The 21,206-nt window shown below is 47.6% G+C and carries 20 protein-coding genes; 5 read left to right on the top strand and 15 right to left on the bottom strand.

Going from position 1 to position 21,206, the window contains the following annotated elements:
• Positions 1-151: 151 nt before the first annotated feature.
• The 4 genes from deoB to B9Y93_RS19870 all read right to left on the bottom strand — a co-directional run bounded on the left by deoB (position 152) and on the right by B9Y93_RS19870 (position 4,670).
• Positions 152-1,333 carry a phosphopentomutase gene (gene deoB / locus B9Y93_RS19855; RefSeq protein ID WP_085497460.1) on the bottom strand — a complete coding sequence of 394 codons (1,182 nt, stop codon included), beginning with the start codon at positions 1,331-1,333 and terminating at the stop codon, positions 152-154.
• Positions 1,334-1,419: 86 nt separating this feature from the next.
• Positions 1,420-2,610: a NupC/NupG family nucleoside CNT transporter gene (locus tag B9Y93_RS19860; RefSeq protein ID WP_085497463.1), complete on the bottom strand. Its 1,191-nt coding sequence runs from the start codon at positions 2,608-2,610 to the stop codon at positions 1,420-1,422.
• A 218-nt stretch (positions 2,611-2,828) separates the two neighbouring features.
• Entirely contained in the window at positions 2,829-3,494 is a 666-nt protein-coding gene (deoC, locus tag B9Y93_RS19865; RefSeq protein ID WP_085497465.1) for a deoxyribose-phosphate aldolase, read from the bottom strand.
• Positions 3,495-3,731: 237 nt separating this feature from the next.
• Complete coding sequence (locus B9Y93_RS19870; RefSeq protein WP_085497468.1) at positions 3,732-4,670, bottom strand: DNA-binding transcriptional repressor DeoR; 939 nt, start codon at positions 4,668-4,670, stop codon at positions 3,732-3,734.
• A gap of 344 nt (positions 4,671-5,014) precedes the next feature.
• On the opposite strand from B9Y93_RS19870, the gene B9Y93_RS19875 reads away from it, so the two are divergent.
• Both B9Y93_RS19875 and B9Y93_RS19880 read left to right on the top strand, forming a co-directional pair.
• Positions 5,015-5,341 (top strand): PadR family transcriptional regulator, encoded by a 327-nt coding sequence (locus B9Y93_RS19875; protein ID WP_085497470.1) that lies wholly within the window; start codon positions 5,015-5,017, stop codon positions 5,339-5,341.
• Between the two features lie 6 nt (positions 5,342-5,347).
• Positions 5,348-6,634: an FtsW/RodA/SpoVE family cell cycle protein gene (locus B9Y93_RS19880; protein ID WP_085497472.1), complete on the top strand. Its 1,287-nt coding sequence runs from the start codon at positions 5,348-5,350 to the stop codon at positions 6,632-6,634.
• A gap of 117 nt (positions 6,635-6,751) precedes the next feature.
• Here the strand turns inward: B9Y93_RS19880 and B9Y93_RS19885 are convergent, their stop codons facing one another.
• The 4 genes from B9Y93_RS19885 to B9Y93_RS19900 all read right to left on the bottom strand — a co-directional run bounded on the left by B9Y93_RS19885 (position 6,752) and on the right by B9Y93_RS19900 (position 12,380).
• Complete coding sequence (locus tag B9Y93_RS19885) at positions 6,752-8,098, bottom strand: GH1 family beta-glucosidase (protein ID WP_085497475.1); 1,347 nt, start codon at positions 8,096-8,098, stop codon at positions 6,752-6,754.
• A gap of 514 nt (positions 8,099-8,612) precedes the next feature.
• Positions 8,613-9,530: a DUF5692 family protein gene (locus B9Y93_RS19890; protein ID WP_085497478.1), complete on the bottom strand. Its 918-nt coding sequence runs from the start codon at positions 9,528-9,530 to the stop codon at positions 8,613-8,615.
• Positions 9,531-9,965: 435 nt separating this feature from the next.
• Positions 9,966-11,258 carry an FAD-dependent oxidoreductase gene (locus B9Y93_RS19895; protein ID WP_085497480.1) on the bottom strand — a complete coding sequence of 431 codons (1,293 nt, stop codon included), beginning with the start codon at positions 11,256-11,258 and terminating at the stop codon, positions 9,966-9,968.
• Positions 11,259-11,264: 6 nt separating this feature from the next.
• Positions 11,265-12,380: a helix-turn-helix domain-containing protein gene (locus B9Y93_RS19900; RefSeq protein ID WP_085497482.1), complete on the bottom strand. Its 1,116-nt coding sequence runs from the start codon at positions 12,378-12,380 to the stop codon at positions 11,265-11,267.
• A gap of 172 nt (positions 12,381-12,552) precedes the next feature.
• Between B9Y93_RS19900 and B9Y93_RS19905 the strand changes: the two genes are divergently transcribed.
• Positions 12,553-12,876 carry a magnetosome magnetite crystal formation protein family gene (locus B9Y93_RS19905; protein ID WP_085497484.1) on the top strand — a complete coding sequence of 108 codons (324 nt, stop codon included), beginning with the start codon at positions 12,553-12,555 and terminating at the stop codon, positions 12,874-12,876.
• A gap of 88 nt (positions 12,877-12,964) precedes the next feature.
• On the opposite strand, the gene B9Y93_RS25095 is transcribed toward B9Y93_RS19905, so the two are convergent.
• The 3 genes from B9Y93_RS25095 to B9Y93_RS19915 form a co-directional block, all read right to left on the bottom strand.
• On the bottom strand, positions 12,965-13,093 hold the full coding sequence (locus B9Y93_RS25095) for a hypothetical protein (RefSeq protein ID WP_258960881.1): 129 nt from the start codon (positions 13,091-13,093) through the stop codon (positions 12,965-12,967).
• 77 nt (positions 13,094-13,170) lie between these two features.
• Positions 13,171-13,521, bottom strand: a complete 351-nt coding sequence (locus B9Y93_RS19910) for a hypothetical protein (RefSeq protein WP_085497486.1) — start codon at positions 13,519-13,521, stop codon at positions 13,171-13,173.
• Entirely contained in the window at positions 13,521-13,844 is a 324-nt protein-coding gene (locus tag B9Y93_RS19915; protein ID WP_085497489.1) for a hypothetical protein, read from the bottom strand. The genes B9Y93_RS19910 and B9Y93_RS19915 overlap by 1 nt, the downstream gene beginning before the upstream one ends.
• Before the next feature lie 581 nt (positions 13,845-14,425).
• On the opposite strand from B9Y93_RS19915, the gene B9Y93_RS19920 reads away from it, so the two are divergent.
• The gene (locus B9Y93_RS19920) at positions 14,426-14,713 is read left to right on the top strand and encodes a CD3324 family protein (RefSeq protein ID WP_085497491.1); all 288 of its coding nucleotides are present in this window, start codon (positions 14,426-14,428) and stop codon (positions 14,711-14,713) included.
• Between the two features lie 239 nt (positions 14,714-14,952).
• Entirely contained in the window at positions 14,953-16,800 is a 1,848-nt protein-coding gene (asnB, locus tag B9Y93_RS19925) for an asparagine synthase (glutamine-hydrolyzing) (RefSeq protein WP_085497494.1), read from the top strand.
• Between the two features lie 134 nt (positions 16,801-16,934).
• Here the strand turns inward: asnB and B9Y93_RS19930 are convergent, their stop codons facing one another.
• The 4 genes from B9Y93_RS19930 to B9Y93_RS19945 all read right to left on the bottom strand — a co-directional run bounded on the left by B9Y93_RS19930 (position 16,935) and on the right by B9Y93_RS19945 (position 21,023).
• Entirely contained in the window at positions 16,935-18,230 is a 1,296-nt protein-coding gene (locus B9Y93_RS19930; RefSeq protein ID WP_085497497.1) for a homocysteine synthase, read from the bottom strand.
• Between the two features lie 128 nt (positions 18,231-18,358).
• Positions 18,359-19,021, bottom strand: coding sequence for an XTP/dITP diphosphatase (locus tag B9Y93_RS19935; protein WP_085497499.1), 663 nt, complete (start codon positions 19,019-19,021; stop codon positions 18,359-18,361).
• 2 nt (positions 19,022-19,023) lie between these two features.
• Complete coding sequence (rph, locus tag B9Y93_RS19940; RefSeq protein ID WP_085497501.1) at positions 19,024-19,779, bottom strand: ribonuclease PH; 756 nt, start codon at positions 19,777-19,779, stop codon at positions 19,024-19,026.
• Between the two features lie 146 nt (positions 19,780-19,925).
• Entirely contained in the window at positions 19,926-21,023 is a 1,098-nt protein-coding gene (locus B9Y93_RS19945; RefSeq protein WP_085497504.1) for a GerMN domain-containing protein, read from the bottom strand.
• Positions 21,024-21,206 lie beyond the last annotated feature (183 nt).

The following is a 21,206-nucleotide window of genomic DNA, read 5'->3' on the forward strand; positions in this document are numbered from 1 at the left end:
ATACACCCATATTTTACCATTTATTGGTCGTGTAAACGGCTTATTTGGCCTGCTCATTTCCTCTACTACGCGCGTTGACTAAGGATTTCAGACTTATCCCTCCAAGTAGAAATCTTCTTTTATTCTTATTCCTAAATGAGCTGCATCTTCCTTATGACAGCTCCTGCAGGAAGCTGCTGCCATAAGCCGGCATCTGAATCTTAAAATTATCCGCAATCGAGGCTCCAATATCCGCAAACGTCTGACGAAGCGCTAGCGGAGCGCCGCCATTCACAAATCGCGGCGAGTAAACGAGCAAGGGCACATACTCGCGTGTATGATCGGTGCCCTTATAGGTAGGATCATTACCATGGTCTGCTGTAATGATGAGCAGATCCTCATCGGGCAGCTTATCCAGCACCTCAGGCAGGCGGGCGTCGAAGGCTTCCAACGCTTCCGCATAGCCATGTGGATCTCTGCGATGGCCGTACAGCGCATCAAAGTCAACGAGGTTGAGGAAGCTTATTCCGTTGAACGACTCATCCAGTGTCTCCACGAGCTTGTCCATGCCATCCTGATTAGACTTTGTTCGAATGGCCTTTGTAATTCCTTCCCCATCATAAATATCTGAAATTTTTCCAAGCGCAATGACATCATAGCCTTGATCCTTGAGCTCATTCATCGTGGTACGTCCGAATGGCTTAAGGGCATAATCATGGCGGTTCGCCGTTCGGGTGAAGGCCCCGGGCTCGCCAACAAATGGCCGAGCGATGATTCGTCCCAGCATATAGGGATCATCGCGTGTAATCTCACGGCAGTATTCGCAAATCTCGTACAGCTCTTCGAGTGGAATGATCTCTTCATGAGCAGCGATCTGCAGCACCGAATCAGCAGATGTATATACAATCAACGCGCCTGTCTTCATCTGCTCCTCGCCAAGCTCCGCCATGATTTCTGTGCCGCTGGCTGGCTTGTTGCCAATCACCTTGCGTCCAGTCTTGCTCTCGATGCGAGTGATCAGCTCATCAGGAAAGCCGTCTGGAAATACACGAAACGGGGTATCGATGTAGAGCCCCATGATCTCCCAATGCCCTGTCATCGTATCCTTCCCCCGTGATGCCTCCTGCATCTTGCCGTAGTAAGCCAGAGGATGTTCCGTCCGTTCGACGCCATCGATCTCGCGAATATGCGACAGCCCCAACCGAGCCATATTCGGCAGCTTCAATCCGCCGCGCGACTTCGCAATATGACCGAGCGTATCCGCTCCGACATCATCGAATTCTGCTGCATCCGGAGCCTCTCCAATACCTACCGAGTCCATTACAATGACATGAATGCGCTTGAATGAATCCATACAACAAGCACTCCTTTCCGTTCGTTTTTATATTCTTAATCCAAAACACCAAATGTGAATAATCATGCGGTTTTGCGCAACTATTTTTACAAGAACAATCCCGCAATCAGAGCGGACAATACACTGACCATCGTGGCGCCATAGAGAAGACGAAGGCCAAAGCGCGCAACCGTGTTGCCCTGCTTCTCATTCAATCCTTTTACAGCCCCAGAAATGATTCCGATGGAGGAGAAATTCGCAAACGAAACCAAAAATACGGATACAATACCGATTGTACGGTCAGACAAGGCACCGCTCTTCGTCATCGCAGACAAATCAAGCATCGCAACAAACTCATTGGCTACCATCTTCGTCGCCATGATGCTTCCCGCATCAATCGCTTCCTTCCAAGGCACACCCATCAAGAATGCAAATGGAGCAAAGATGTAGCCTAGAATTTCTTGGAACGAAATACCGAAGACGTTGTCAAATATCCCGTTAATCAAGGCAATCAGAGCCACAAACCCGATCAGCATCGCTGCTACCGTAATAGCGACCTTGAAGCCATCCATGATATATTCGCCAAGCATCTCAAAGAAGGATTGCTTGTGTTCTTCTTGTACCTCTAGAATGTCCTCTTCCTTCGACACCTTGTACGGGTTAAGAATCGAAGCGATAATAAAGCCGCCAAATAGGTTCAAGACAAGTGCTGTCACGACATACTTCGGTTCGATCATCGTCATATAAGCTCCAACGATAGACATCGACACCGTGGACATAGCCGAAGCACACAGCGTATATAGGCGGCGTTCAGGCAGCAGTCCGATCTGCTTTTTGACTGAGATAAATACTTCAGACTGTCCTAGAATGGCCGAAGCTACCGCGTTGTAGGATTCTAGCTTGCCCATGCCGTTTATCTTGCTGAGCCCAAGACCAATGTATCGAATAATAAAGGGAAGCACTTTAATATACTGTAGGATTCCGATTAGAGCTGAGATGAAGACGATGGGCAGCAAGACCGACAAAAAGAATTGGGTCGCTTGTCCATCATTTACGATCCCGCCAAATACGAAATTGATTCCTTCTGCCGCATATCCCAAGATCGCTTCAAAGCCTTTGGCGAATCCACGAATGAGCTTCTCCCCGACGCTTGTATTCAGCAGCACAAAGGCCAGCACCGCCTGCAAGATGATCATCTGAGCCAGCGGACGATAACGGATGCTGCGTCGATCCTTACTTGCAATGTAGGTCAACCCAAACACCGCCAACAAGCCTACAATAGCAATTGCAAATTTCATTTGTTATTCCTCCCATGCTCATGGATGCACGAAATAATTGTCTGATGATGGGTGTTAACGCTTACAAATTGAATGAAACAAGAATGGAGCCAAACGCCACTCGTTGTGCTTTTCGATCATCCGATCGCTCCTGCCCCTGAAAGGAAAGAGACAGAAGCAAGCGATGATTATATAAAGCATTAATCGTATTGTTTAAGATGCTTATTGGTTGCGCTATTCTAGTAAGAAGAGGAGGACGTCAGTCCGTTCACAATGCTTACCCCTGAGCTTGCTCCGATGCGCGTCGCTCCTGCCTCAATCATGAGCTTCACATCTTCCAAGCTGCGAACACCGCCCGATGCCTTTACTTCGGCTTGCTCGCCAACGGTACTTTTCATCAGAGCGACATCTTCCTTCGTTGCGCCGCCCTTCGAGAATCCAGTAGAGGTCTTCACAAAGTCCGCTCCTGCCTGTACAGCAAGCTTGCAAGCACGCACCTTCTCATCATCGGTTAGCAAGCAAGTCTCAATAATGACTTTTACGATCGCTTTACCAGATGCAGCCTTAACGACCGCTTCAATATCCTGCTGAACCAATGCATCGTTGCCAGCCTTCAGCTCGCCAACGTTGATAACCATGTCAACTTCTGCTGCGCCATTGGCAATGGCATCTTGCGTCTCATAAGCTTTCACGGCTGATGTGGAAGCCCCTAGAGGGAAGCCTATAACGGTACAAACTTTTACGTCCGTGCCACTAAGCTGTTCTTTACTGTAAGACACCCATGCTGGATTGACACATACGGACGCAAAGCCATATTGCTTCGCTTCAGCTGTCAGCTTCGTGATCTCTTCTTGCGTTGCATCTGCACGAAGCAGCGTGTGATCAATCATACCTGCAATATTCATGCTGCACACTCCTTGCAATCTATTGGCTTTTCACTCGAAACATGTTGTAACTGGTTTCATCGGTATCATAACACGACACTTGAACATTTGTAAACACAACTTTGAAATTATGTTCAGGACGCGATGTAGCAGTATTCATCTCACTGCTATTGGGGCTTAAGCAGCAAAAAGTCTCTTGTAAGAAGTGCAGGACGCGGGTTCCGCAGCTTCCTTCAAGAGACTTGTTCATTCCGTATTCTATTCCTGCAGCAAGGCCTGTGCCGTAAATTGGTCCGTCACTAAAATATTGGCATATTCCCCGATCAATGCCGCGCGAATCGCCTCGACCTTCTGCTGCCCGCCTGCCACTAGGATCGACTTCTCCTTGTCGCGCAGATCCGCAAGGTCAATGCCAACCGTTCGGCTGTTAATCTCCTCGCTGCAAATCTGTCCCTGCTGATCGAAAAAGCGTGAGCAGATATCGCCTACTCCCGTACTCTGTAAGATCTTCTTCTCATCTTCGGTGAAGTAGCCAAGCTGGAACAAAAGCGCGTCATCATTCAGCGTCCCAATCGTATAGACCGCGATATTGGCTTGCTTGCCTAGCTGGATGATGCGTCGAATATGACGATCCTCCTCTACCATCTGCTTGACTTCGATGCTATCGAAGATAACAGGCAGCGGCAAATATCTTGCAATCGTCCGATAGGCGGATGCGAATAGATTAGCCGTCTCAGCCGCATACGTATTAACATGGGAATGGCTGATGCCTCCCTTCAGCTGCACGACCTCTACGCCGCGAACATCCTTTTGCTGAAGACAAAGAGCAACATGATGCATCGTGCGTCCCCAAGTCACGCCAATAATATCGGTATCCTGCACCGTCTCGTGCAAATAGTCCGCAGCCTTTTGGCTAATATGCTTTTGGATCTCCGCATACTCGTTTACTGGCGAATACCCCACGATAACGGTGTCCAGATTGTATCTCTGCTTCACCTGATCGCCAAGGGCATCCAGATCCTCCAACGGGTCCACGATGCTGATTCGCACATATCCTTGATCCTTCGCAAATTGAAGTAGCCTGGATACCGTTGGACGCGATACCCCCAGCTTAGTCGCAATGTCCATCTGGCTATAATCCGACATATAATACAATCTTGCTGCTTCGATGCTTAATCTTTGCTTCTCGAGATCCATGACCACAACCCGTTTCCCTATAAAAATTACGCGAATCGATCTAGATTAATCCTACTATAAGCCCCATACCCATCTTGATACAAATGGATATACGATTATACTGTCCATCCTATTATTCTACACGATGTTCATGATTCCTGTAGTGAGGATTGATGCTGTCCTTATCGAAATGCAAAAAGATTGCCCATGTAACATCCTGAACGGCAATGCACCGCGCCTGCTTGAACGCTTCATTTGCATCAGGAATAAATTGTGTTTATAATATACATAGATATTCGATGTATCGAAAACAAAGGTATAACTCAATTTAATTTGAATACAGCTTCATGTTGAGGAGGAGGACAATGTCCATTAATAAGGAGCTCATGAAGGGAAGCACAACAATTTTGATACTAAACCTTCTTGAGAGGAAGCCGATGTATGGCTACGAGATGGCCAAAGAAATGGAACGTCTGTCAAATGGACTGTTCTTATTTAAGGAGGGCACCTTGTACCCGATACTCCATGCACTGGAGTCGGAAGGCTCGATTGAGGCGTACTGGGAAATGAAAGACGGGCGCAAACGCAAATATTACAAGCTGCTTGATCGAGGGCGGCAGAAGCTGCAGGAGAAAAAGCAGGAATGGCGTTTATTCCGCTCAACCGTTGATCATGTGCTTGGGGAGGGATAGGCATTCATGAATACGATAAGGGATCAATATCTATCGAACGTATGCCAGCACATCCAAGCCAAGGACATGCATGAGGATATTAGGAATGAACTGCTGACGCACTGGGACGAGCTGGTACAGGATGCATTGGATAATGGCTGTCCAAGAGAGAATGTGGAGGCCCTCGTCCTGCAGCAAATGGGAGACCCAGAGGAGATCGGACGCAGCTTCAATCAGGTGCACCGACCAAAAATGAACTGGGGACTTCTCATTACAGTAGGCATACTCGTTATATTAGGAATTGCGGTTTCCTATTATTCTACAATTAGCTTGGATTATGCCAATCTAGTCGCACATAAGATTTTTTACTCCATTATTGGGCTTGCGATCATGCTTGCTGTTATCTTTCTTGATTATCGGATGCTGAAAAAATACTCTTGGGTGTGGTTTATGCTTCCATTTGTCATCCATGCAGCTGTGAAACCTTGGATCATAACTATGAATGGACAAGAGCTCTATTTGGCCATTGGTTCTTTCTCTATAAATCTTATCTTGGCTTATTCCATCCTATTACTTATTGGAATCAGCGGCATCCTACAACAGGAATCAACTTCAAAATGGAGGCATTCGCTCAGCTTAATGGCTATAACGCTGCTGCCACTATTTTTATTCTCATCAGCCAACGTAAAATCATACTATCTGGTATATCTTGTCGCCCTGCTGGCAGTCCTATGGAAAAGCTTGAAGTCAAAGGTGTACTTCTACATTGTAACAGGGCTTCATACCCTTGTTGCCTCCTTATACATTTTCATGTTTTCCAGTCGCCCAGCGACAAATCGAATATTATCCTTTTTAAGTCAAGATGAGAATTACAGCTTCATGCTGGGACGCTCACGATCCGCCATTTTGTCTGGCGGCTGGTGGGGACAAGGCATCCAAGACTCCTCACAGGAGTATCCCCTTATCTATAGTGAGTACGCAATCAGCTACATCTTCCACTCCCTTGGCTGGATTATCGGTGCTCTATGCCTTGTTGTCATTGGTTATGTCATCGTTCAATTCATCCGAATGAGCAAGCAAGTCAAGGATAACTATGGGAGAACCATCATAACTGGGCTGGCAGCCTACATCGGCTTCCAATATGTGTACAACATTCTCATGATCTTTGGTCTCGCTCCACAAGCCGGCATTAGTCCACCGATTATTTCATATGGCGGCACCTACTCGGTACTAACGTTAGCGATTATCGGGCTGATGCTAAGCATCTATCGCCGCAAGGATATGATTCCACACGGTGTACAAGTACGGGAATAATTTCTTATGAAGCAAAGGCGTTTGACCATAGTGTCAAACGCCTCTTTGATATCTCACATATGGGTTGAAGTAAAGCCTCATCACTGCTCATCATTGCTCAACGCTATAACCCTTACTTTATCTAAGCTCAAACCAATTGTTTGCGATCACATGCTTATACCAGTAATAGCTGTCCTTCTTCGTACGCACAAGCGTATCAAAATCCACATGGACAAGGCCAAAGCGCATGCCGTAGCCCTCTGCCCATTCGAAGTTGTCCATTAGGGACCAGGCCATATAGCCCTTCAGATTGATGCCGTCCGCAATCGCCCGGCTCGCCTGCACCAGATGCTGGGACAAGTAGTCGATCCGGCGCTGGTCGCATACGCGGCCGTTGTCGACCTCATCATTATAGCAGGCGCCATTTTCCGTAATGTAAATATCGGGATTGCCATACTTGTCTGCCGTGTAGCGCAGCAGCTGATACAGTCCCTCCGGGTAGATCTCCCAGCCAATATCCGTTCTGGCAGCCCCCATATTCATATACTCTGCCTGCAGCATGCCCGCCTGATCATGATGGCGGTTCATGGAAGAGGTATAATAATTGATTCCAATGAAATCAATTGGCTGGTGAATCGTCTCCATATCCCCTTCGACAATCGGAGGCTGATGGCCAATCTTCTCATACCATTCCAGCATAAAGGCAGGATAGGTGCCGAAGTAGATCGGGTCAAGATACCAATCGCCGGACCAGCCATTAAGACGCAGGCAAGCGGCTTTGTCCGCTTCGGATTGCGTATAAGGAACTCCCCATGACGTATTCGGTGCAATGCCGATCTGACCTGTAAATCCCAGCTCTCGGTACCGCTTAACAGCCTCGCCATGAGCAACAAGAATATGATGGCTAATGTCAATGGCGAGCTGAAGATCACGATAACCTGGCGCATGAATGCCTAAGTAATTCGAGAGAAAAGCAAGGCACCAAGGCTCATTGAACGTAATCCAATACTTGATCTTCGCTCCGAATTCCTTAAACATGACCTCAGCGAATGCCTTAAACGCAGCAATAGAGCGCCGGTCGCCCCATCCTCCTTGATCTTGAATCGCCTGCGGCAAGTCCCAATGATACAGCGTGCAAAACGGTTCAATTCCATTGTCAATCAGAGCGTCCACCAGTCGATGATAATAAGCCAAGCCCTTCTCGTTGACTGCTCCTGTACCGTTAGGCAGAATGCGCGACCATGAGATGGAGAAGCGATAGGTCTTGACGCCAAGCTCCTTCAGCAGTCGAATATCCTCCTCTACCCGATGATAGCTGTCACAAGCAACATTCCCATTGTCTCCATTCTTCACCTTGCCTGGCGTGTGCGAGAAGGTATCCCATATGGACATGCCTCTCCCATCTTCATTGTACGCGCCTTCGATCTGATAAGCGGCAGTCGCGGTTCCCCACATAAAGTCTACTGGAAATTGATTGATACTCATGATTTCCCACTCCTCACTCTTGCGGTATGATATTCAGTTGGCATACGCTTACAACTCTACATATAAGGAGCATGATGCCCCTCCAGATATCTCCATTATAACGAAGAAAAACAAGTTTGTGAACGCGCGTTTACAACGGTAATGTTAATTTTTCACGAACGATTTGATGTGAGCGTCTCAATATAAGCATCTATCAGATCTGCTAATGAGATCAATCTTTTGATTGGTCAAGCAACGGATTAATTTCTGTCATCACCTGTACGTCTGTTCTTTCTGACTGTTTCAGCTTATCCGCTGTACTAACTAGTTCAAAGCTGCATAGCGAGTAGTTTTGTGTTTCGAGCTTTTCGCGCACCCAACTGGCTAACGCCTAAATAAAAATACTGGATAAGATAGTTGGACCTACCCAACCATCTTATCCAGCATGTGAAGTTCTATATCCACTTTGAACGAACCGCAATCATAGTAAACGTTTACTTCTGTAAAGATACTAGATACTAGATTAGCCAGCTAACTATTTATTGCTCTGCGCAATCACTTTATAAGCAGCCAAATCCGAATATACTTCCACTTTAAGCGGATTGCGCTTGTGTTTGGATATTTTATAAATATGATAGATAAATACCGCAATGTTCGCTGCCAGCGCCAGTGCGCTTACCACCCATAATGCTGTCTCGTTATGAGAGGAATCAACTGCGAACTTCGAATCACCTACGAAGGCAGGGAATGTCATGGTGAACATCATCCAGAGTGCCAAAGTATGAGCACGATGCTGCAGCCAAGCGCCTTTCTTTATGAAGAATGCTGGAATCGTACAGGAAATAAGCAAGGCAGCACCTGCATAGAAGGCATGGTCAGATACGCAGTTGTAGACATAAGCGAAGTTCCACAGGTCATAAGCAATGATCCAGAACCAGAGCATGTCCGGCCACACCATATCTTTGTACTTATCCTTACTAATAACGATTCCCATCCACCCTGAGATCGTAATAATATTCAAAATACCAGCGATTCCATTCATAATGTTCCAAGGTCCGCCAATCATCATGACGCCATCAATCATGCCGTTCAGACTGTATACTTGGAAATCACGAATGACCGCTTCCATAATGTTAATAGCCAATATAATCGGCGGGAACATTAATAGATACTTGTTGGTGCCCCATCCTTTTACATAACGAATCGCCATAAATCCAAGACATCCCGCTAATGCCGAGTAAACCTTGACCCAGTGGAACCAAGTGCCTGTGCTGGAGCCTTCGCCAGCCGTTTCTGGCCATACGGCAACGGTGAGCACGAACGGCAATACTAAGAAAATAGCAATTCCAGCCCACTTGCTTCTGCGAGTAACTTCATTAAAAAACATCAGAGCAATAAGTACAACAACCCACATCAATGCGGAATACCACGGTATGGATTCAAATAAAAACATATGTAACCCTCCCCTTGTTACGTAGTTATCTTCTGGTTAGCTCACCTCCAATGTATAAGATGGAATCAGGACGATCAAATTAGCAAAAACCTTGTTATATCAACGTTTTTAAACTCTTATGTCGAGTGATGTGCACACCAAGCAGCACAGCACCAGCTGCGATATGTATTCAATCTAGTCCAATGAGACTCACCAACATGCGCACAAAAATAAGCATTCAAGCTGTATGAGGAGCGATAAACCTGCTTTTTACTCCAGATCAAGCCGTTAAGATGTCCATTTCACCGCCCCTCATTATTAGATGAACGCAAGAAAAACTTCGTGCAATGCCTCTTCCAATCTGTAAACCAATCTCGAAAGTAAAATAATGCCCTGCCGACAACATTATCCGTTGTCAACAAGGCAAATGCATTGTTCATCCAATATGAACGGGCTTCATGAATAGAATCTATCAACTACATGCTTCGCGTATATAATGCAATTCTCAAGCGTAGGGAAGTTCATAATCTCTCCAGCATAATAAATACCGTCCCTTCCCTGCATCTGATCAAGCCGTTCATAGAACCCGTTGCGCAGCGCGGAAGCATTCACATGAGGGCAGTGTTCCCAGCGTTTCATCATATAGAATTGAATGCGGGTTCCTCCTAGCTTGCGCAGCTGATTCTCAACATGCTCTCTCATCTCGAAGTCGCTCATCTCTTCATTTTCCACCACATATACCGTGACGAGATCCGTATCCCCCCTATCTGCCCAGCGATAGTACCAAGCCATCATATGGCCTTTGCGCTCCGCACTCATATTGCCTGGAATGTAGCCAGAGAGCGCAGGAATTCCCTCCACTCTGTAAGCATATACTCGAAACCGTTCATAGATAATCTGCTCCAGCAGCTGCTTATCCTCAAGCGGCAAAGGCATAATCTGATGAAGAAGGCGCATTGAACCTGTATAAATAACACGATCAAAATAAAACACACCTTGACTGGTCTCCACGCGCACCTTGCCGCCCGCTTCCTGCTCTATCCGATATACCTCGCAAGTAAGCCGAAGATCTTCAACCTGATCCGCCATTCGCTTAATCAGCTCATGTGCCCCTTTGGGCCAAGTAATCATGTGAGTGATCTCAATAAAGGATAATAAATTATCATAACTCAAAAATTTTAATACATATGCGGCAGGCACATCATCAACACAACCAAATCCAAACGTACTGAAATAATGCATAAACACCTGCTTCATAATCACGAACTCATGCTGATCACACCATGCAGAGAATGGCTGGCACAGCTCTTCAGAGAGATGAAGAAAGCCCGGTTCCTTCAGACACTCATATCGGCTGAGCAGCTGCGGCAGACGTTTGAATTCCTGTGCGAATCTTTCTGCCTGCTGGATGGGAATCTGAGATGTCCTGTTCCCTTCCATACTGAAGAACCCTCGTTCCAACAGCGGGCCTGCATCCGTAAGGCCAAATCGCTTCATCAGCTCCATCGTATTCTTGTAAGAAGGCAAGCCCATTAACGTTCCCATCTCATACGTTTTGCCTTTATATTCAATCGTGTGGCACTTGCCGCCTACCCGATCTTCTTTTTCGAGAATTGTAATATTTTTATATCCCTTGCTGCTAAGCTCATGCGCAACAGCCACACCAGATATTCCTGCGCCGATAATCCCAATCTTGTGCCTACCCATATCCTGAATACCAATCGCCTGTTCCGCGTTCACGAATGACATGGTTCCTTATCTCCTTGTAAATAGCCACAGCGGCATGTCCTCTTGTTGACCGGTATAGGCAAGCACAACATCCGCTGGTACTTTTCCTTGGTGAGGTCCGTCTGAAATAACCCGATTAAAATTGTAATGCCGCATGTATTGAACTAACCGCGTCTCCAGCATTTCAAAGGATTCGATCGAATCATCCGTCCATGCCTTCTCATAGAACTCCTCGGTCAATCCAACCAAAAAAGCATGCAGCGGCTCGAATACTTCTTTCGTTCCTGCTGTATAGGTAACCTGTTGAATGCCGTTCTGATGTAAAAAGTCACTGTACATATGACTTCCCCGTTCCCAGTTGGTTGTGAATTCCCGACTCTGGTTCGTAACGAGAACTTCGATCTTGAAGTTGAACGTCTTCATGAGCGGAATAATCTTAAACTGCATGAAGTCCATAATGTGAATGGCAGCCTTACGGCTGTACAGCTTCACAATCCCTAATCTGGAATACACATCATAGATTGCATACTGATACACCCTGCCGATCTTCGGAAACGTTCCCAAATACGTAATGCTCTGCTGACATACATACCCGGGATGACCATATTTCAGGTCATTTAGTTTCTTTAAATTCTTTAGATTTTTTAGATTCTTTGAATTCCTCATGTGTTTCTCGTTCTGCATCCGATCAAGCTTGCCATCCAAGGAAAGCGCTTCCCGCTTCTGGCTGAAAACATTGCGCTTATCGTCTCCAGAGAACCGCCGCTTCATCCGACATTTCTCAGCATAAGACTCGCGCTGCTCCCGCCTGCTTAACCCATTGCGCCTTAGTACATTGTAGATACCCGACTCCCCTACCTGTATGCCTTCATCCTGCAGTTGGAAGAAGATTCGCTTCGGCCCGTCCTCCGGAAACTGTCTCACATAATTTAGAATCTCCCTCTCTGTTCGCTTATCTACTTGATTCGGCATGTTCGGCTTGGAGCGTTCCTTCTCCGCAAGCCCTTCCATCCCTTGGCTCTTGTACGCCCTATACCACTTGTAATAGATCGATCGCGAGATATTATGCTCTTTGCACGTCTGCGCCACATTTTTACTCGTAATTCCCTGCATAATAATCTGATACTTTTGCTTCTCATGCAACGTGTTCCACCCCTAGAACATGTTTTGATTGAAGTTACAGGTATTATATCGCAAGGCGTACAGCCAGAGCATAATGCATAAATCACAATACAAGCACTTTTCATTTCTGATGAAACCAAAATGCTGAAAAGAGGGTAATACTTAAGTAAAGACTGTTCGAGGAGGATTACCGATGAACACACGCAATATTCTTGCTTCATTAAGCTATTTCAGCATCTTTTTTGCACCGATTTTGATTCCGCTTGTACTCTGGATTATCACCAATGATCGCTATGTCGCCCGCCATGCCAAGAGCGCACTGCTGTCTCATATCGTGCCAACGGTATTTTTAGTTCTGGCAATCATCTTTTTCATGTCAGGTGTGTTTTTCATTCAAAATGTATTTGTTGGCATTGCCTTGTTTGTCATATTCGGATTGCTAAGCCTGATCTTGTTCATCTGGAACATTATTATGGGAATTAAGGTGCTGCAGGAGAATACGAGCAGCGCATGGTAGGCAATAGGGTTTGAAAGAGAAACTAAAAAGGACGTTGACCATACTCACATGGAGAGCGGGGTCTTCGTCCTTTTTTAAGCCAATATGATTAACGCCGGCCGCTTTCCCATGGATTTTTTTCCCCTGGGTGCTTCAGGTTTTTAGTTACAACCGCTTCGGCATGCTTCTGCTGATGCGCATACTTATTTCCTTTGTTCTGCTTGAATTTTTCTGTCATGTATACCGTCTCCTTGTGTAGATATAATCATTGCTATGCCTTCCTATCTGATCCTTCATTCCTTTATGAACGCGCGATTATTCACCAAGCTGCTTATCTAAGGCATTGCACACCTCGGCACAGCCCAGCAAATTATCCAGAAAGTACGCCTTTGCCTGCCATTCTGCACCAAAATCGATGCCTGCCATCTCTTCTCCAAAAGAAGCAGATAAGACCTGCCCCATATTGTTGTCATAAGCACCGCTATCCTGATTGGAGGTCTGATAGGTCCTTGTCTCAACAATCTCGTAGCCACCGTTAGGCACCTTCGCCACATATACGGTAAAGCTTCCCATATTGGAGTCGAATGGGATGACTTCCACTTCAGCACAGGCTCTTCCGTTAATCTGTTCCACGCCTCGTACATGGGCGGCTTGAATCTCCAGCATTAGGCTTCCTCCATCCTGCTTATCCCTTCATCCATTGCTGCGATCACCTGTCTTGTTCCCGCTGTTCCACAGCGGTAGATCGACTGATACAGTTCATCCAGCCTTGCTTGATAAGGGGCGTTTATTTCATCTAATGGTTTAAAATGAAGTAGGGCAAATTCCTCGAACAATGCATCATCGTCCGCATCTGCAAGTTGACCAAGCTGCCGATACAGCGTCTGAAGTTCTTCATCATTGACCATCACTTCAAGAGATGCAGCTTGATCTGGAGCCGAAAGTATCGTACGATCAGCAATAGATACATACATCCTCTGCTTCTTCATCGTCTCCCTCCTTACACCTATAGCGTATCCAATTGGTAAGAATAAATGTAATGATTCTCTCCATTGTTCCCTGCTCATGAGCGTGATTAAATGGAAGTACGCCGGCTAATCCATGTGAAAGGAGCTGATTGAAGTGATTCAATTTTATAACGAGGTGATTTCCGCGTAAGCGGAAATCCTGCAGTGGGGAGAGAGTTGAGACACCTCTCTCCCCTTTTTGATCATATAAGAAGAAGTGGCTTGCTTGAATGCGCAATCATCTTGCTTGCGATAACGCCCCTCTTATACCGGATTAGCCATCCTAGATGGTGCTTCAATAAAATGATTCTTATCTAACATGGAATCAGGCAAGAAACATTGCCCCTAAGAATAACCTATACCAGCAGCTTCGGTCAGCTTGTTGACGAGCTTGCTGATGTTCATATAATTTACAGCATTGTCTGTTTTGTCATTTCGTTGTAGCATAAAGAGGAAACACATACACATTTTACAGAAAGGAGGCTGTCACATGTTGAACATGGACACTAATCGTATTCGTAACTCGTTTATTCGGAATATGCGCGAAATCAAGGAGGGCCTCTATGGGTTATATAAATGGAAAGGATGTACTTCCGGCTAGCCTGCTTCAGGAGATTCAAAAATACGTTCAAAGTGAACTGATCTATATTCCTCGCGAGGACGACAGCGTGCGTGCAGGATGGGGCGATCTGAACGGAACAAGACAGAGCCTCGAACGACGCAATCGCGAGATCTACGAACGCTATGCCAAAGGAACATCTATTGATGAGTTGGCCAATCACTATCATCTGTCTCGAGACAGCATCTATAAGATCGTGTACAAAACAAGGAAAGTGCTTCAACCTTCATGAGGCATGTACGCGATTTGAGACGATTATATAATAAGTACAAGAAACGATGCCCGCAAGTGAACGGATAACTTGCGGGCATTTTTGCATTCAACAAGCTGTCCTTACCTATGTCTTTTTTTGGTTGATTTCTAGGTGGACATACATTTTATACGCCCTCGTGCATACCCATGTTATTATCTCGTTTTACCCCCGCGCATCAACCTTCGGGGATACCGGAGCGAAAGAGGGATGAAACCTACATGTGTGGAATAACTGGTTGGATTGATTATCATCAGGATCTTCGTGACAGCTCCTCCATTATAGAACAGATGACAGCTACACTCACCGCTCGCGGACCTGATGCCAAGGGAACCTGGATCTCGGGCTCTTGTGCGCTTGGCCATCGCAGGCTGTCCGTCATCGATCCCGAGAACGGCGCGCAGCCAATGATTAAGCAGCATGAGAGCGGCACCTATGCGCTTGTCTACAATGGAGAGCTGTATAATGCCCCTGAGCTTAGGCAAGAGCTTATCTCGAGAGGACATACCTTCAAGACCACCTGTGATACGGAAGTCCTGCTTGTCTCCTTTATAGAATGGAGAGAAAGCTGTGTGGAGCGCTTCAATGGCATTTTTGCCTTTGCCATATGGGTGGAAGCGGAACATAAGCTCTATATGGGACGTGATCGCTTAGGCGTAAAGCCGCTCTTCTACCAAGCGGATGAAGGAGTCTTCTTGTTTGGCTCCGAGCCTAAAGCGATTCTGAAGCACCCTGACGTCGAGCCTGAGATAGGCGCAGAGGGCTTGGCCGAGATCTTTCTGGTCGGGCCTGCGCGGACGCCAGGCCACGGCGTGTATAAGCAAATGAAGGAACTTCGACCGGGTCACCTCTTGACATTTGATCAGAGTGGTCTCTGCATTACCTGCTACTGGAAGCTTCAGAGCGAGGAGCATGAGGAGAACGCGGATGAGACGGCCAAGACCGTTCGTGAGCTGCTCATTGACACCGTAGAGCGCCAGCTGATCTCTGACGTTCCGGTGTGCACGCTGCTCTCTGGAGGGCTCGATTCAAGCGCGCTGACTGCACTGACGGTGCGCCATTATAATAAGCGTGGTCTCGGTCAGGTGAATACGTATTCGGTCGATTACGTCGATAACGACAAGCACTTCAAAGCCCACAGCTTCCAGCCGAATGCCGATGCGCCTTGGATTGAGCGGATGGTTGAAGAACTCGGCACGAATCATCACGCCATAACCTTTGATACGCCTGAGCTTGTTCAGTCCTTAAAGGATGCGGTTTTTGTGCGGGATTTGCCCGGCATGACCGATATTGATGGTTCCTTATACTTATTTTGCCATGAAATTAAAAAAGGAGCGACGGTTGCCCTATCTGGAGAAGCGGCTGATGAAGTATTTGGAGGATACCCTTGGTTCCATCGGGAGGAGGCGCTTAATGCCAATACCTTCCCATGGGCGCTTGCCGTCCCCCTTCGCAAGAGCCTCTTGAGACCAGAGCTTGCAGCAGCAATTCATGCGGACGAATATGTTGCAGATCGCTATCAGGAAGCCATAGCGGAGGTGCCCCATCTTCCTGGAGAAGATGCTCAGGCCAGAAAAATGAGGGTGATGTCTTACCTGAATATTACCCGATTCATGCCTACTCTGCTTGATCGCAAAGATCGCATGAGCATGGGTGCAGGGCTTGAGGTGCGGGTACCTTACACCGATCACCGGCTCGTTCAGTATGTATTTAACATTCCATGGGAGATCAAAACCTATGGCAATCGAGAAAAAGGGCTGCTGCGCAAAGCCTTGGAGGGGCTGCTGCCGCACGATGTGCTGTATCGGAAAAAGAGTCCTTATCCAAAGACGCATAACCCGAACTATCTGAATGCGGTTAGGGCGATGGCGTTGGAACGCTTGGATGATTCATCTTCACCGCTGCATCAATTTATTGATGCCGCTCGCATTCGCGAGATCGCCCAGTCCGAAGAAGCAAGCTCGAACCTGCCGTGGTTCGGCCAGCTCATGTCTGGCCCGCAGCTATTCGCTTATTTGCTTCAAATAGATTGGTGGCTTACCCATTACAAGGTAAAAGTCACGCTTTAAGAATCAGCATGCATCAATTGCCGACCTGGACGGAGCTTCGCCTCCACTTCGCGTATGAACATAAAAGACGCCTCTGCTACGGGATACTATTTCCCTTAGAGAGGCGTCTTCTTAATTGAACTAAAGGATGAGTACTAAGCCTGACTTGCACGCAGCGCCTGGTCAAGATCTGCAATAATATCCTTGGCCGATTCCGTTCCAATCGACAAGCGAATCATGCCCGGCCCTACGCCTGCGGACAGCTGCTCAGCTTCTTCAAGCTGTTGATGCGTTGTGCTCGCAGGATGGATGATCAAGGATTTGGAATCACCCACGTTCGCCAGATGAGAGAACAGCTTCACATTCTCGATCAGCTTGCGTCCAGCCTCAACACCGCCCTTGACCTCAAAGGTCATAATGGCACCTTGACCATTCGGCAGGTACTTCTTCGCCAGCTCGTATGAAGGATGGCTGGCTAAGCCGGAATAGCTTACTGATTGCACAGCATCATGCTGCTCTAGGAACTGCGCCACCTTGAGCGCATTCTCGCTGTGACGCTCCATACGAAGATGCAGCGTCTCAAGCCCTTGCAGAAGCAAGAAGGCATTGAACGGGGAAATAGCAGCACCCATATCGCGAAGCAGCTGCACCCGCGCCTTGATAATATACGCAATCGGACCTACCGCATCCGCATAGACCACGCCATGATAGCTTGGATCGGGCTCTGTGAGTCCCGGGAATTTGTCATTTGCCGCCCAGTCGAATTTGCCTCCATCTACAATGACACCGCCAATCGATGTGCCGTGGCCGCCAATGAATTTCGTTGCCGAATGCACCACGATATCCGCTCCGTGCTCAATTGGACGAAGCAGGTATGGACTCGGGAAGGTATTATCCACGATCAACGGGATTCCGTTCTCATGAGCAATCTTCGCTACCGCTTCAATATCAAGCACATCTCCCTTAGGGTTGCCCACCGTCTCCGCATACAGCGCCTTGGTAGCCGGCGTGATGGCTTTGCGGAAGTTCTCCGGATCCGATGCATCGACAAAATGAGTCTTGATGCCGAGCTTTGCAAGTGTAGTGGAGAGCAAATTGTACGTTCCTCCGTACAACGATGAGGCAGATACAATCTCATCTCCTGCTCCTGCGATATTCAAGATCGCGTACGTAATCGCCGCTTGGCCAGAAGCCGTTGCCAGTGCGCCTACTCCGCCTTCCAGCGCAGCCACGCGCTTCTCAAATACATCCGTCGTCGGATTCATTAAGCGCGTATAGATGTTGCCGAATTCCTTCAGGGCAAACAAGTTAGCGGCATGATCCGCATCACGGAATGCGTAGGATGTGGTCTGATACAAAGGAACTGCGCGTGATAGTGTTACTGGATCAACCTCTTGGCCAGCATGTATGGCCAGTGTCTCTAAGTCGTACGTGTTAGGATGATTACTCATGATGATTGCTACCTCCCCGTCCTATGTGAATATCGTTTGTAGTTATAAAAAAGACACCTGTACAAAGATTGCCTTGCAAGGTGTCTTTCTTATAACAATATCCAATTATTTCTTAAATGTCTAGTGGTTTACTCAGAAAATGCGGAAGAAGATAATCTGGCCTGCAATACATCCAGCGCACGCCCGCGATGACTAATCCGCTGCTTCTCCTCTGCGCTTAGCTGTGCCATCGTGCAATCATATGCCGGCACATAGAATAATGGATCATAGCCGAAGCCATTCTCCCCTCTAGGATGATCCGTAATAAACCCTTCCACTGTGCCCATTGCCTCATAAGCCTGCTTCGTCTTTGGATCGTACAGCACAAGGGAGCATACGAACTGAGCAGGGCTCAGCCAATGTTCTGAAATGCGCTCTGTCTGGCTCTGAGACGTGGTATCCCATGCCGGCAGCTTCTTCAGCTCCTGCAGCAGCTTCTCGTTGTTGGCCTGATCGTTGCCATGCTCACCGGCATAACGTGCGGAATAGACGCCAGGCGCCCCATTCAGCCGATCTACACATAGACCGGAATCATCTGCCAGCACAGGCACTTGCAGGGCTTCTGCGACCGTCTTAGCCTTTTTCAGCGCATTATCCAAAAAGGTGTCTCCATCCTCTACAACGTCTGGAATGTCTGGAAAGTCAGCCAGGCTCTTTACCTTTAAGCCGAGCGAGGAGAAGGCGAGTTGGAATTCACGCAGCTTGCCAGCATTGCGTGTTGCGACGAATACCGTATCTCCGCTAATCGGCATGATTAAGCCTCCTTGCTTACGCGTGCATCAATCTTGTTCGCAACCGCTCCAAGCGCGCTGCGCTGCAGCTCCACCAGCTGCTTCACGCCTTGCTCGCCAAGCGCAAGCAGTTGATTCAGCTCATCTCTTGTAAACGGTGATTCCTCGCCAGTGCCTTGAACTTCGACGAATTTGCCGCTGCCTGTCATAATGACATTCATGTCCACCTTAGCCTGTGAATCCTCTTCGTAGTTCAAATCACATACCGGCTCTTCTTGCACAACGCCGACACTCACCGCAGCGAGGAAGTCAGTGATCGGAAATACAGCGAGCTTGTGCTGCTCTGCAATCTTATGTATAGCCATCGTCATCGCCACAAAGGACCCCGTAATGGATGCTGTGCGCGTGCCGCCGTCCGCTTGAATGACATCGCAATCAAGGGTGATGGTTCGTTCGCCAAGTGCATGAAGATCCACCACTGAACGAAGGCTGCGTCCAATAAGACGCTGAATCTCCATCGTGCGTCCAGTGAGCTTGCCTCTAGCCGCTTCACGCTGATTGCGTGTCTGCGTAGCGCGTGGAAGCATCGAATATTCTGCTGTAATCCAGCCCTTTCCTTGGCCTTTCATAAAAGGGGGCACTTTCTCATCTACTGTTGCGGTACAAATGACCTTCGTATCTCCAACTTCAATCGTGACCGAACCTTCTGCAAATTTGTTCGTATTTGTAATGATCGTAGTAGGCCGGATATCCTCCGCCTTGCGTCCGTTGCTTCTCATGGTTGTTCCTCCTAGATTTCCAATCCGCTTATAAAATGAACATCACCTATTCTACCAAAGTCAGAAGCGAAAAGCATCTTTCGTCGGAGAATAGGTGTGCCCTTCCTGCACATATTGCGCTTGTCAAATCAGCCTCATGTATGTTGTCAGCCCTTAATCATTGGGTTCATCGCAGGGCGTGTCACCGGCTTCGAATAGTCTATGTCATCTGTTCCTTGGATATCCGTCTTGCCATTCATCGTGATCTGGATCTGATCCACATCGCCTAATTCTGTCAAGGAGAAGATGACGGATTTGAGCAGATCTGCCGGAACCTTGTCCCCTTCCTCGAACATCGGGTCGCTCATATGAACCACAAGCTCGCCATTCTCCTTGTGCTCCACGCTGGTCACTTTCGTTTGATCTGTGGCGACCATTGACATCGCCTTCAGATTGTGCGGCCCTTCAATCAGCTCATTGATGGTCGCTGTGACGGTATCATCCGATGGCTCGACGAGGCGTGTGATCGGGATGTAGTAAGTTTTACCTTCCTCAGTCAAGGAAGTAAAGTACAGCTGAACCGGCATAGAGCGATAATAGCTCACCGTTTCGTCTTTTTCCAAGTTGATGCCCGCATGTCTCGTCATATTCGCATCAAGCGGAGTATGACCTACAGGCATCTCGCTTAGCTTCTTTGAATCCATCCACAGCTGAACCTGCTCCACATCTGGAAGCGAGGTCAGCGTCCAGGTCAAGGATTCCATCACGCTTCGCTCATCTTCTGGCGCATAATTGGCGAATTCCTTGGAGAGCTCTACCACTACCAGCTTCTGCTCAGGATTGAAGGTCATATTTTTCACCTGAGTGCCCTTAGGAAGTGTCGCCTTGAAGCCTGTTGGCAATCTTCCAGACTCTGTGCTGCCTTCTGTCAGCAAGGACAGTGCTGCGTTGGCGAGCCCTTCTGGATCCTTATCTCCCCATTGGTACGACACAGGAGCCAGATAGCCGTGGCGATCCTTCAAATATACGGTCAAGTTCGCATTTGATGCCTCATTGCCATCAATTTGTTCACCGCTCGTATTGATTGTGGTTATCGATTGGCCATCGACCGCACGTAGCATTTGATCTTCAATGTCTTGTGGAGGTTGATCAATAGCGCTCTCGCCTCCGCATGCAGTAAGACCTGCCGTTAGTACGAGCGTACAAGCCAATACACCGATTCGCAGTCGGTTGCGGCGTGGTTTTGAGTAGGACGTGTTCTTCATCTTTATTCTTCAGCCTCCTTGAAGATGGTTGGTAACAGTCATGCGGACGACGCTTGTCTCGTCACCTGTTGTCCTATGTATACGAGCCTGTCTTTGAAAACATGACGACTTTGTCCCTCTTTTTTTGCGGCTTTTCTGAGGACGGATGAGGCAGGTGTGATTAGTTCCTGCGAATCATGTACA

The sequence above is a fragment of the Paenibacillus aquistagni genome, assembly GCF_900177815.1.
GTDB classification, from domain to species: domain Bacteria; phylum Bacillota; class Bacilli; order Paenibacillales; family Paenibacillaceae; genus Paenibacillus_B; species Paenibacillus_B aquistagni.

What these genes read in the sequence shown, in the direction of transcription:
- B9Y93_RS19930 (WP_085497497.1), bottom strand. Translation starts at nt 18,230, where the DNA reads ATGAGTAATCATCCTAACACGTACGACTTAGAGACACTGGCCATACAT.
- B9Y93_RS19895 (WP_085497480.1), bottom strand. Translation starts at nt 11,258, where the DNA reads ATGTCATTCGTGAACGCGGAACAGGCGATTGGTATTCAGGATATGGGT.
- B9Y93_RS19915 (WP_085497489.1), bottom strand. Translation starts at nt 13,844, where the DNA reads ATGAAGAAGCAGAGGATGTATGTATCTATTGCTGATCGTACGATACTT.
- B9Y93_RS19870 (WP_085497468.1), bottom strand. Translation starts at nt 4,670, where the DNA reads ATGGATCTCGAGAAGCAAAGATTAAGCATCGAAGCAGCAAGATTGTAT.
- B9Y93_RS25095 (WP_258960881.1), bottom strand. Translation starts at nt 13,093, where the DNA reads ATGACAGAAAAATTCAAGCAGAACAAAGGAAATAAGTATGCGCATCAG.
- B9Y93_RS19945 (WP_085497504.1), bottom strand. Translation starts at nt 21,023, where the DNA reads ATGAAGAACACGTCCTACTCAAAACCACGCCGCAACCGACTGCGAATC.
- B9Y93_RS19905 (WP_085497484.1), top strand. Translation starts at nt 12,553, where the DNA reads ATGAACACACGCAATATTCTTGCTTCATTAAGCTATTTCAGCATCTTT.
- B9Y93_RS19880 (WP_085497472.1), top strand. Translation starts at nt 5,348, where the DNA reads ATGAATACGATAAGGGATCAATATCTATCGAACGTATGCCAGCACATC.
- B9Y93_RS19875 (WP_085497470.1), top strand. Translation starts at nt 5,015, where the DNA reads ATGTCCATTAATAAGGAGCTCATGAAGGGAAGCACAACAATTTTGATA.
- B9Y93_RS19935 (WP_085497499.1), bottom strand. Translation starts at nt 19,021, where the DNA reads ATGCCGATTAGCGGAGATACGGTATTCGTCGCAACACGCAATGCTGGC.
- B9Y93_RS19860 (WP_085497463.1), bottom strand. Translation starts at nt 2,610, where the DNA reads ATGAAATTTGCAATTGCTATTGTAGGCTTGTTGGCGGTGTTTGGGTTG.
- B9Y93_RS19885 (WP_085497475.1), bottom strand. Translation starts at nt 8,098, where the DNA reads ATGAGTATCAATCAATTTCCAGTAGACTTTATGTGGGGAACCGCGACT.
- B9Y93_RS19910 (WP_085497486.1), bottom strand. Translation starts at nt 13,521, where the DNA reads ATGCTGGAGATTCAAGCCGCCCATGTACGAGGCGTGGAACAGATTAAC.
- deoB (WP_085497460.1), bottom strand. Translation starts at nt 1,333, where the DNA reads ATGGATTCATTCAAGCGCATTCATGTCATTGTAATGGACTCGGTAGGT.
- B9Y93_RS19890 (WP_085497478.1), bottom strand. Translation starts at nt 9,530, where the DNA reads ATGTTTTTATTTGAATCCATACCGTGGTATTCCGCATTGATGTGGGTT.
- asnB (WP_085497494.1), top strand. Translation starts at nt 14,953, where the DNA reads ATGTGTGGAATAACTGGTTGGATTGATTATCATCAGGATCTTCGTGAC.
- deoC (WP_085497465.1), bottom strand. Translation starts at nt 3,494, where the DNA reads ATGAATATTGCAGGTATGATTGATCACACGCTGCTTCGTGCAGATGCA.
- rph (WP_085497501.1), bottom strand. Translation starts at nt 19,779, where the DNA reads ATGAGAAGCAACGGACGCAAGGCGGAGGATATCCGGCCTACTACGATC.
- B9Y93_RS19920 (WP_085497491.1), top strand. Translation starts at nt 14,426, where the DNA reads ATGGGTTATATAAATGGAAAGGATGTACTTCCGGCTAGCCTGCTTCAG.